This is a genomic window from Nostoc sp. DedSLP04 (assembly GCF_034530775.1).
In the GTDB taxonomy this organism is placed as follows: Bacteria; Cyanobacteriota; Cyanobacteriia; order Cyanobacteriales; family Nostocaceae; genus Nostoc.
The window spans coordinates 11,618-24,025 of the sequence record NZ_JAVRCL010000039.1; the positions used below are offsets into that span (position 1 = coordinate 11,618).

Below are 12,408 nucleotides of genomic sequence, written 5' to 3' on the forward strand. Positions count from 1 at the left end.
GTTCAACCCAACCTACCCATCTGTCGCGTTCATAATTTTCCTTTTTTGCGTCTTTGCGTGAGCCTAAAAGTTATTTCGGTAATCATCTAGCAGTAAGTGAGTCATCTGTTTTTAATTTCGCTTTGTATTCCTAGATTTCTAGCTCAATCCAATTATCATCTTTTTCCTTGAAATGGATTGTTTCTTCATTAGTAGTATTAGTAGAATTTTGGAAATTCTCTGATAACTGTTCATTGACCAAAATACTTAATTCCGAAAGCGTAATTCCCTCCATCAATTTAACCATTGGAATGTCAACCTCTAAATCTCTCTGAACTTGGTTGCGTAACTCTAACATCATCAAAGAATCAAGACCCATCGTATCTAGCGGCTGCTGAATGTTAACAGTAGTTATTTGAGTCGATAAATTTAATTGCAACACCTGTGCTAATTCTTGTTGGAAGTAAGCTGTTAAAATTTCTTGGCGATCGCTCGTTAACTCGACTTGGCTTAAGCGTTGCCAAATCTCAGTTCGCCGCTCTGAAGTTTGCGGTTGGGGTTGTGCCTGAGTTTCAATGTCCTTGAACAGCAATCCCCGTCCTTTTGCTTCGTAGAGTTGCTTAAATCGCTGCCATTCCATGTCTGCAACGACGGTTTGGACATTAGTTGTTCCCATGAGGTAATCTAGAGCAGCGATCGCCATTTCTGGTGATAATGCCCTGACACCATTTTGAGCCAGCCAAGCTTGACCCTCTTCGGAAGCAGCCATACCATAACGGCTCCAAGGCCCCCAATTGATACTTAGAGCAGGTAATCCCTGGCTGTGCCGATAATGGGCTAGTCCATCAAGGAAATGATTAGCGGCGGCATAGTGGGCTTGTCCTTTAGAACCCCAAACTGCGGCAATTGAGGAGAAACTGACAAAGAACTCCAGGGGTATTTCCTTGGTTAACTCATGCAGTACCCAACCGCCCATCACCTTCGGGTGAAAAACAGCTTCTAACTGGCTGGGCTGCATTAATTCAATGGGTTGGATGTCAATGATGCCTGCCGCATGAACTACGCCCCGCAAAGGATGTGGACTGGTTTGAATTTCGGTGATTAATTTCCTCATACTTGGGGCATCTGCTACGTCAACGGTTGCGATTCGCACCTCTAAACCAGCTTGCTGCAAACGAGCGATCGCCTCTTGTGCTTGAGCAGAGGGTGCGTGCCGTCCTGTTAATACCAGATGCTTTGCGCCTGATTCAGCCATCCACTCTGCTACTGATAGTCCCAAAGCTCCCAGTCCCCCGGAAATGAGGTAACTATTCTCTGCCTGGAAGGATAGGCGTTGCGTTCGCGTCATGGGTTGTTTGACTAAACGCGATCGCCAAACCTGTCCGCCTCGCAAGGCTAGATGGTCTTCTCCTTGGGAATCAACCAGTTGACTCAGGAGTTGTTGGGCTTCGAGTTCTGGGGTGGGAACATGAGTATCGAGGTCGATTAAACCACCCCAAAGTTGAGGATGCTCTAGCCCAACCACACGAGCAAATCCCCACAAAGGAAGCTGTGGAAGTGCGATTTCTGTTACAGCTTGGGTTCCCCTAGTGGCAATCCAAAGGCGTGGTAATGTGGAATGAGTTGGCTGGAGGAGCGAACGCACCAACAATAGCAGACTAATACAGCCCTGAGTTGCAGTTTGGGCTAGTGCATCTAAACCCAAGGAATCTAAACTCCAAAGATGGACAATATATTCGGGGTGATTTGGAGCGATCGCTTCTTGATGTAAACGCTGAAAATCTTCTAAAACCGAGGGATTAACAGCATAAATATTAGTTCCTAAATGCTGATAACTATCTCCAGCAAAAACAATTGTGCAAGTGTGACCTTGCTGTTGTAACTCACTTGCCAATTGTTGACCAAGACCAGTGGCATCAGCCAAGATTAACCAATGACCAACCTGCGGTTGAGGAAATAGGGTTGCCCTCTCAACATCTTCCCTATTCCCTGCGATGCACTGAGCTTGTCGAAGTGTTCCCTGTTCCCTGTTCCCTTTAATGAGCAAATCTCGCCAAGGTTGCCACTCTAATTGATACAGCCAATCTTGAATTTCTGTTTTACCTTGCTCTTGCAGGATGCGAAGTAGTGTCCGGCGGTTCGTTCGTTTACCAGACGAACCCTCTACCTGCACAATAACAGTGCCATCTTCGTCCAGCGAGTAACCGTTTTGGGTAATTACTTGCTGATTCATCCCAGCTACTTTATCCAGTTGCGTGTAGCTCCACAAACGTTGAGGATTCGCTGGACGGCGGTAAAGTTCTGCTCGCTTAAATCCAATCGGTAGATAGATATCATCTTCACCAATATTGTAAGAAAGTACAGCATTGATAGTATGGGCGCTGGCATCCATTAGCACTGGATGGATAATATATTGGTTTGCTTCGTCTGCCAGTTGGGGCGGTAATTGTAAAGAACAAAGAGAGGCGTTTTGGTCGGCATCTAACCAAAATGCTTGTACAGCGTGGAAGTCTGAGCCATAGTTGAACCCGATCGCATCAAGCCGTTGATAATTACTCTCAATGCTGTTGCCTGGATTAGTGTACTGCTGCTGTAAAAGTGCTATGTCGATAACTTCAGGCGGCTTTGCCTGTTCGGGTTTCGATAACTTACCAGAAGCATGGAGATGCCAGACAATTTCTGTTTGCAGATCATCTGACTCGGCAGTATCCAAGCGAGTGCTGAGAATTTCAAAACGGTAAACATTGGCTGTTTCTGCTTTGAAAATTGTCTGAACTGTCCGCACTTCATCTTCTTGCAAAATCAAAGCCTGATGAATGGTGACAGCTTCAATAATTAAACGATCGCATTTGAGAACATTAACACCAGCCGCAAAAATAATTTCCGCATAAGCCACGCCTGGCAGTACAATCCTGCCGAAAACGCGATGATGATGCAGATAGCTAGGATTTTTGGCACTGAGTTGGGATTCAAAACAAACGATTTGAGTGGAACTTGCTAACCGCAATCTTTGACCCAACAGAGGATGATGAAGTGGGGGTTGGCTGGGTTTAAACTCTGGTGTTTTCTTTTGTAAGGCAGTGCTGACTTTACTTTCATCTACCCAATAAGGTTCTCTTTGGAATGGGTATGTGGGCAAAACTACTTTGTTTCTGCGATAAGGGCGCTCAAACTCTTGCCAATCAACTTTTACACCTTGAGTGTAAAGCTGACCTAAACTCTGGAGCATCTGGGGTAAATCTGGTTGACTAAACCGTAAAGAAGGCAGCCAAGCGATCGCACTTTCCGGTAAGCTCTGCCGCCCCATACCAATTAAAATGGGGCTTGGGCCAATCTCCAGGCAATGGGTAACTCCTTGTTGTATTAAGGTCTGGAGACTTTCAAGAAACCGAACTGGTTGTTGGATATGATTAACCCAATGTTGGGCAGTAGCTAACACTTCATTTTCTACTCGTCCGCTAACGTTAGAAATCAAAGTTAGCTGAGGCGGTTGATAATTCACTCGATTCGCTACTTGGGCAAACGCTGCTTGCATCGGTGCCATAAGCGGCGAGTGGAAAGCGTGGGACACGACCAGAGGTTTGCAGACTATGCCGTTGGCTTCCAGGGTTTGCGCGATCGCTTCGATCACCTTTGTCTCACCGGAAATTACCACATTTTGCGGGCTGTTCACCGCCGCAATAGCGACGCGATCGCTGTATGGATCTAAAAACGGTCGAATCTGAGACTCTGAAGCCAAAACCGCCACCATTTTGCCACCAGGTACAGCTTGCATCAACCGTCCCCGTGCGGCAATTAACTTAAGTCCCTCTTCTAAGTTAAAAACTCCCGCAATACAAGCAGCTACATACTCGCCAACACTATGCCCCAAAACTACATCTGGCTGAATTCCCCAAGATTGCCAAAGTTGAGCTAAAGCATATTCTAGAGCGAACAGAGCTGGTTGCGTATAAGTTGTTTGTTGAAGTAATGCTGCCGCCTGTTCTTTCTCTGTTGTTGGGTATAAAATCTCCAACAAAGGAATTTCTAACTCAGTGCGTAAAATAGCCTCACATTCCTGTAATGCTTGGTGAAACTTAGGTTCAGTTTGATATAAGGTCTTTCCCATATCTACATATTGAGAACCTTGACCTGTAAACAAAAATGCGATTTTAGGAGTCCGACGCTGATTAGGTAGGTAGCCTCGGAAAATCCCTGCAACGCCTTCAGCAGAAAACCCTTGACCAGCAGCCAGTTTTTCTACTAATTCGCTGCTAGAGGTGACAGCGATCGCCACGCGATGGTCGAATTGTCCTCGTCCGGTATTGACACTAAAGCAAATATCTGATAGAGCAAGTTGTGGGTGACGCAATAAGTAATTTTGATATTGCTGAGATAAATCCTGCAATGCGCGTTCGCTTTGGGCAGACAAGGTAAATAGATGCATGGGGCGTTCGCCGATGGCATCTGTTGGCACCACAACAGGCGCTTCAGCCAAAATGATATGAGCATTAGTGCCGCTAAACCCAAAGGAACTTACCCCAGCAATGCGACTGTCAGTTGGAGGTTGCCAAGGCATCAGTTGTGTAGGAATCTTGATGGGTAATGATTCCCAATCTATATATGGATTTAGTTGTCGCAGATGCAGGTGAGGAGCAATTTGCTGATGTTGTAACTGCAACACTACTTTTATTAAACCAGCAATTCCCGCCGCCGCTTCCAGATGTCCCAGGTTCGTTTTCACAGAACCCACAACTAAAGGTTGCGTTTGGGCATGACTAGCTGCAAACACAGCGCCCAAAGCTCCTATTTCGATAGGATCGCCTAATGTTGTACCAGTACCATGAGCTTCGATATAGCTAATATCAGTTGGTGTTAATTGGGCATTCTCCAAAGCTTGACGGATGACTCCTTGCTGGGACGGCCCACTGGGAACAGTTAACCCGCTAGTGCGCCCATCCTGATTGATAGCAGAACCACGAATTACAGCCAAAATGCGATCGCCATCGGCAACTGCATCGCTCAATCGCTTGAGTATCACCATACCGCACCCTTCAGAGCGAACAAAGCCGTTGGCAGCAGCGTCAAAAGTTTTACAGCGACCGTCCACAGAGAGCATTCGCGCCTTGGAGAAGCTAATGGAGACTTCAGGCGAAAAAATGCGGTTCACTCCCCCGGCTATTGCTAGATCGCTCTCGCGATCGCGCAGACTTTTACAAGCCAAATGTACAGTAACTAGTGATGAAGAACAAGCTGTATCAACAGATAAGCAAGGGCCTGTCAACCCCAAACTATAGGCAAGACGACCCGATGCGATACTATGAGCGTTACCCGTACTGATGTAGGCATCCATTTCTGCCAAATCGAGTTTACCAAGACGACGGGTATAGTCATCATTACAAATGCCAAGAAATACGCCAGTTTTAGTTTTTGCTAACTGTTGAGGATTCAAGGTGGCATTTTCCAGCGCTTCCCAACTGACCTCTAAAAGTAATCGCTGTTGAGGATCGAGGGCGATCGCTTCTCTGGGAGAAATCCCAAAAAAGTGAGGATCGAATTCCTTTAAATTGCCCACAAATCCCCCATAACGGGCGTACATTTTCCCTGGAGTATCGGGGTTAGGGTCATAATATTCATCAAGATGCCAGCGATCGCTCGGCACTTCGGTAATGGCATCAACCTCTTGGCATAAAAGCTCCCAAAAGGCATCCGGGCTATCGGCACCACCGGGAAATCGGCAACCCATACCAATAATAGCGATCGGCTCATTTTTAGTTGTTACTAAGATAGTCGGAGTGGATGGGACTTGTTGAGGAATTGCCCTTCGCTCCTCCGGTACTGGTAAAACTGGATGTGTGCTATTTCGCTGTTTCCTATTCCTTATTCCCTGTTCCCTATTCCCTATTCCCTGTTCCCTGTCATTGATGACTAAGGCGGCAAGATAATCCACCAACTCGCCCACAGTGGGGTAGTCAAAGGCAGCCGTTGAGGGGATGGATACTCCCAAACTCGCCTGCAAGCGATTTCTCAGTTCCACAGAGGTCAGAGAATCCATGCCCAATTCAAAAAAGCCTTGCTCTAGGGCGATCGCCTGCCCTGACTCCAGACCTAGTACCTGAGCAACTTGGGTTTGGACATGATTCACCAGTAGTTCTCGCCGTTGGCTGTTCGCAACCGCAGCCAATTTCTGGAGGAAGCCACCTTCAACAGGGCGAGTACTAAGTTCAGCAGCCCCTTGCCAATCCTGATAAAAGGGACGGGACAACCACCGTCGCAGTTCTTTTGACCATTGCAACGGTGCAACCCCAACATTTACTGCGGCTGTTGACATCAAATGTTCCAGAATTTTCAGTACTTGCTCTGGAGCGATCGCCCCTAATCCCAGATTTTGTCCGCGAATATCGGCTTGTTGTTTAGCCGCAGCCCCTATTTGGGAGACAGCACCCCAGTTGATGCTCAAGCCAGTTAGCCCCAAGGTGCGGCGATAATGTACCAAGGCATCCAAAAATGCATTTGCTGCCGCATGATTGCCTTGACCAGGAGAGCCAAACAAAGCAGCTATGGATGAAAACAGTACAAAGAAGTCAAGGGCGTGAGCTTGGGTCAACTGATGTAAATTCCAAGCTCCTTGCACCTTGGGAGCCATAACAGGGATAAATCGCTGCCAATTTTGTTGCAACAGTACCCCATCATCTAGAACACCAACGGCATGAATTATGCCTTTGAGCGGGAAGAGAGAGCGATCAATATCGGCAATGACATTGGATATGTCCTCAAAATTAGTCACATCAGCTGAGGCGATAGTTACAGTAGCACCTGCATCTACTAACGCTGCAACCCGATCTTGAGCCTCTGCTTCAGGGCTACTGCGGCTCGCGAGAACTAAGTGTTTTGCTCCCCGTTCTACCATCCACCGCGCCACTAGCAATCCTAAACCTCCTAGCCCCCCAGTAATTAAGTAAGTTCCCTCGGCGGAGAAAGAAAGAAGAGTTTCCTGTTCATTGGGAGCAAACTGGCTACGGGCTAACCGTGCCACATAACGCTTGCCTTCTCGAAACGCCACCCGATCTTCTGCGGTGCGATCGCAAATTTCTGCCCAAAGTGCTGCTGTTTGCACTTCTACATCTGCATTGGGATCGAGATCGATGCAGGTGCATTCTAATTCTGGATGTTCTAGGGTAATCACTTTACCCAAACCCCAAACAGCAGATTGGGCAATAGATGACATCAAAGGAGCATTCCCCGGTACTGGTTGAGTTCCCTCTGTGACAATCCACAGACGGGGCAGTGTAGATAACCCTGCTTTCAGTAAACCTTGGACTAAATGCAGAGTCGTCCCACATCCGATTTGCGAGGCTGCTGCTAGGGTTTCCCCATTCTCTAAACTCCAGCACTGGATTACACCTTGTAAGGGAGCCTGCGCCGCAACTTGGGCAATGAGTTCAACAAAAGCTGTGGGGTCGGTGGGGTCGAGCGCCACATCATCCGGTTGGCATGGCTGGAATCCTGATTTGGGAACGACCAGTTGACAAATGTCTCCCGCATCTCGACAGCGTTGAACTATCTGCTGCCCAATGCCATTGCGATTGCCCAGGACAATCCAACTTTTGGGGGTGGACTGAGCAACCGCAACTGCGCTAGATCGCCCAACAATCAAACTCTGCTGGGAAAGGGCATTTTCTGGAGAGGAATCGCCTGGAAAAGTCACCACCTGCTCAAATCCATTTTCTCTGAGCAGTTGCCCCCACTGAGTCTGACTAACCAAGGGATAATCCGGTCGAATGTCACGATCTTGAAACTTCCACCAACCCTCCAACAAGCCGAAAGTCAAGTCTAGCCACCGTTGACGTTCAGTACCCTCTAACAGCAGCAGCAGTCCCCCGGTCGCTAGTAACTGCCGGACGTGCTGCAAAGTTTGGCTGAGATTGGTTGTGGCGTGGAGGACATTCACCGCAATCACAATATCAAATTGATGGAGTGCAAACCCTTGGGATGCAGGATCGCGTTCAATATCTAAAGTTTGATAGCGGACAAAGGGGTAATCTCGAAACTTCTCCTTCGCCTGACTCAGAAATATAGATCCCAAATCAGTAAAGACGTATTCTGTTTGCTGGGGATGAAGTTGAGGCAAGAGGTAACTAGTAGTTCCCCCAGTACCAGCCCCAATTTCTAGCAATCTCACCCCTCGATCGCTGGGTAGTGCTGCCAAGGCGTGAGCGATCGCTTTCTCAACGAGGGTATTCGCTACTGTTGCACCAGGGGCATCTTGATAAAGGTGAGTCGCTGAAGCTAAGTCACCATTGGGAAAAATTAATTGTAGGGGGTCGCAAGCACCCCGCAGCACAGCACTCAATTGCTCGCCGCATCGAGTCAACAGCGTTAATTCCACTTCTCCATCGGCATAGCTGATTTCCTGCGGCGTTTCCCAAACTGGACATTGCCGGACTTGCCACCGATCGCCACTGTCTTGCAAAATATTTTCCTCTGCTAAAATTTGCAAGAGGCGATGGAAAAGTAGCTGTTGTTGAGGTATAATTCCAAGGTGTTGGATAAGCGCCGCTTCGGAAATCACATCCCCAGGCTGGAATTGCCACCCCAAAGTCTGTAGAGCTTGCCAAATATACCTGACGCTGAGACTTTCTAACTGCTGTAAAAACTGCCCATAAGGTTCGAGATTGACCTGAGCAATTAGATTTAACAAATCTGGAGTGAGTTTCTCAGCAATTTCTCCAGGCGTTGCCAAAAATTCTGGTGCTAATGGCTGCCCAAACCTAGCTTGCAGCCGCCATTCCACCTCATAAAGCCAATCGGCTAGGGTTTGGCGATCGCTCTCGCCCACAGCCAGGGTAGTAGCTCGCCTAGATCGCAATCCTTCTAATGTGGCAAAAACCGTGCCATCAGAGTCTAGAAGTACCAAATTTGCTTTCAGGGTTACGTTAGTGCGGTCGGAATTTTCTGAGATTAGTTTTTGGCTGTAGCACAAACAGCGATCGCTCGGACTGCGGTAAAAGCGGAATCGATCTACTCCAAACGGCAAATAGGTTTCGCGCTCAACCTCTTGAAACAAGGCAGCACTGAAACCACCTACCTGAACGCAACCATCGAGTAAAATCGGATGAACTGTATAGGGGATGCTTTCGCCCATCCATTCTTGGGGTAATTGGTAAGAATAGAGAGCATTGCTGTCTCCATAGTGGATTTGTTGCAAGGCTCTCAAAGGCGGATCGATGTCGATGCCCAGAGATTCTAAAAGCTGGTAAAAGTCTTCAGCCAATAGTTCTGTAGACAGTCGCTCTTGAATTGCTGCGATGTCAACCTGGAGGGGAGATTGGGGTTGGGTATCAACGGCAACTTTACCCGATACGTGCAAGGTTTCCACCGGTTTAGCTGCTTCGCCAACCTTGGTTAAACTAAAAATTTTAAAAGATGCGGCAGTGGTTGTTTCTAGTGTTACGACTAGCTGGAGTGCTTTGTTTTCACCTGCTGGTAAGATTAATGGTTGCTGTACCAGCACATCTTCTAAAACTAACGCTGATGTACCGAAAACAGCTATACCTGCAAAGAGAGCCATCTCAAAAAAACTGGCTGCTGGTAAAATTACCTGGTCATAAACTCGATGGTACTGAATGTAGGCTGGGCGATCACTGCTAATTTCCGATTCAAACCGGATTTCTTGAGAACTCGCTAAATACACCTGCCGTCCTAGCAATGGATGACCAGTGATTGAGGTTGAAGCGGCGATCGGGCTGTCAGCCGTATCGCCTTGACGTTCAACCCAATAGCGTTGTCTTTGAAAGGGATAAGTGGGCAAAGTGACTTTGTGGCGGGCATAGTCTTGCTCAAAGCCAAACCAATCAATTGCTACCCCTCGGACATACAATTGTGCCAAATTTGCCAACAGTTGCTGCCATTCATCTTGCCCTGGCTGCAAACTAGCCAGCCATAGCACTTCGCTTTCAGGAAGGCTAACTCTCATTTCCGACAACATTGGCTGTGTCCCAATTTCCAGAAAAACTTTGTAGCCTTCTGTGTGGAGTGTCTGTATGCTTTGAACGGTCGTTTCCGGTTGGCGCAGGTCGTTAACCCAATATTGGCCACAGGCGATGTCTGCATTCCCAATTTGACCCGTAACGTTACTGACAATGGGTAGTTTTGGTAAATGATAGGCGATCGCCTTTGCTATGGCTGCAAATTCTTCAGATAATTGACTACGGGCAACAATCAGCCTCAGTCCATCTTCTAAACTGAAAACTCCTGCTAAACAAGCAGCAACATATTCACCTACACCATCTCCCATGAGAATACTTGGCTTGACACCCCAAGATTGCCACATTTGTGCTAAGGCAAACTCAAAAGCAAATATTGCCACTTCGGTATCAGTCGTTTCTTGTGTGCCTGTGAATGGATAAAGTATCTCTAGCAGATTTTTATCCCCCAAGGAATGTAAGATGGTCGCGCACCGATCCAAGACTTGGCGGAATGTGGGCTGAGTTTGATATAGTTGCTGACCTATACCGATGTATTGCGATCCTTGTCCAGTAAATAGAAAAGCAACTTTGGGTGATATTGTACTACTTTGTCCAGAGTAAACACCTGAAACTTGTTCTAGGGCTATCAATTGCCCTAGTTTTTGCCTCAGTTCGTTTGAGGAACTGGTTACAACAGCTAAACGGTGCTTAAAATGCGATCGCCCAGTATTAGCACTAAAACAAACATCAGCTAACTCTAATTCTGGCGCAGTTTCCAGGTAAGCTCGATACGCTAAAGCCAACTGCAATAAAGCCGTTTTACTCTTTGCTGACAAGCCCAAAAGATGGAGGGGACGCTCAGGAAGATTTTCATTTTGAATTTTGAGTCGCACCTCTGGTGCGCTGGAAGCGCAACTTAAATTTTGAATTCCGATTGGGGCTTCTTCCAGCACCACATGGGCATTTGTGCCACTGAAGCCGAAGGAACTAACCCCCGCTATTCTTGGCGTATTACCGCGCAACCAGTCCTTTGTCTGTGTGGGAATCACCACAGGTAAATCTGCCCAGTTGATATGTGGGTTAGGTTGATGGAAATGTAGGTGGGGGGCGATCGCTTGGTGTTGTAACTGCAAGACAATCTTGATTAATCCAGCGATACCTGCGGCGAATTCTGCGTGTCCAATGTTGGTTTTGACTGAGCCTAAATTCAGGGGTCGGCTTTGGGAATGACTAGAGCCAAAAACAGCACCTAATGCACCCAGTTCAATGGGATCTCCTAAAGAAGTACCTGTACCGTGAGCCTCAATATAGCTCACTTGTGCAGGTTCAACGCCACCATTTTTTAACGCCTGACGAATGACTGCTTCTTGAGAGGGACCATTAGGTACGGTGAGTCCCCCACTTGGCCCATCTTGGTTAATCGCAGAACCCCGAATTAAAGCGAGGATGCGATCGCCATCACGCTGGGCATCAGATAGCCGCTTCAGGGCAATTATCCCACAGCCTTCAGACCGGACGTAACCATTAGCCTGAGCATCAAATGTTTTACAGCGACCGTCAGAGGCAAGCATCCCCGCTTGGGAGAAAATGATACTGGTGGCTGGAGATAGCATGAGATTTACACCCCCCGCCAAGGCGAGATCGCACTCCTGCAAGCGTAAACTTTGGCAAGCTAAATGAACAGCGACCAATGAAGAGGAACAGGAGGTATCTACAGCTAAACTGGGGCCTGTTAAACCCAACACATAGGAAATCCGACCTGCCGCCACACTGAGGGCATTGCCAGTACCTATATAGGCATCTGACACTCCAGCTTGCTCTAAGTGCCGAGCGTAATCATTGGCTCCAATCCCCACAAAAACGCCTGTCAGACTGTTAAATAATTTTTGGGGAACAATGTGAGCCTGTTCCAAGGCTTCCCAGCTAACTTCGAGTAACAAACGTTGCTGGGGGTCTAAGTAGGTGGCTTCACGAGGGGAAAGACCAAAGAATTGGGGGTCAAAACTGCCAATCTCGTCATCCAGAAAACCACCATCGGCAACGGAAATTTTCCCAGGTGTTTGTGGGTTGGGGTCGTAGTAATCGTCAATGCCCCAACGCGATCGCGGTACTTTGGTAATAGCATCAGTACCATTGTGTAGCATCTGCCAAAAAGACTCAGGATCTTTAACACCACCGGGAAATCGACAACCCATACCGATGATGGCGATCGGTTCAGCCTTGGCATACTCTAGGGCATCTAGCTTGGTCTGGAGTTGCTCTAGTGCTAGTAATGCTCGTTTTGTGGGAGAGAGGGTTGTAGAGGCAGGGGGCAGGGGGAAAAATGGAGTTTCCCCGCCCTCTGGTACAAACCTCACCTCTGCTGAGTGAGAGCTAGCCTGCTCCTTTTCCCCTTTGGTTGAAACCTCGCCCGTTGTGGGTGATTGTTCTTCCTTGCCCTCTTCTTTTTCATTTGCAGCCATCTTAAAAATACCTACCTGGG

The 12,408-nt window shown here is 47.6% G+C and carries 1 protein-coding gene; it reads right to left on the reverse strand.

Features of this window, described 5'->3' with window-relative positions; all coding sequences use genetic code 11:
* Positions 1–130: 130 nt before the first annotated feature.
* Positions 131–12,388: a type I polyketide synthase gene (locus tag RMX89_RS21565; protein WP_322690379.1), complete on the reverse strand. Its 12,258-nt coding sequence runs from the start codon at positions 12,386–12,388 to the stop codon at positions 131–133.
* Between the last annotated feature and the right edge of the window lie 20 nt (positions 12,389–12,408).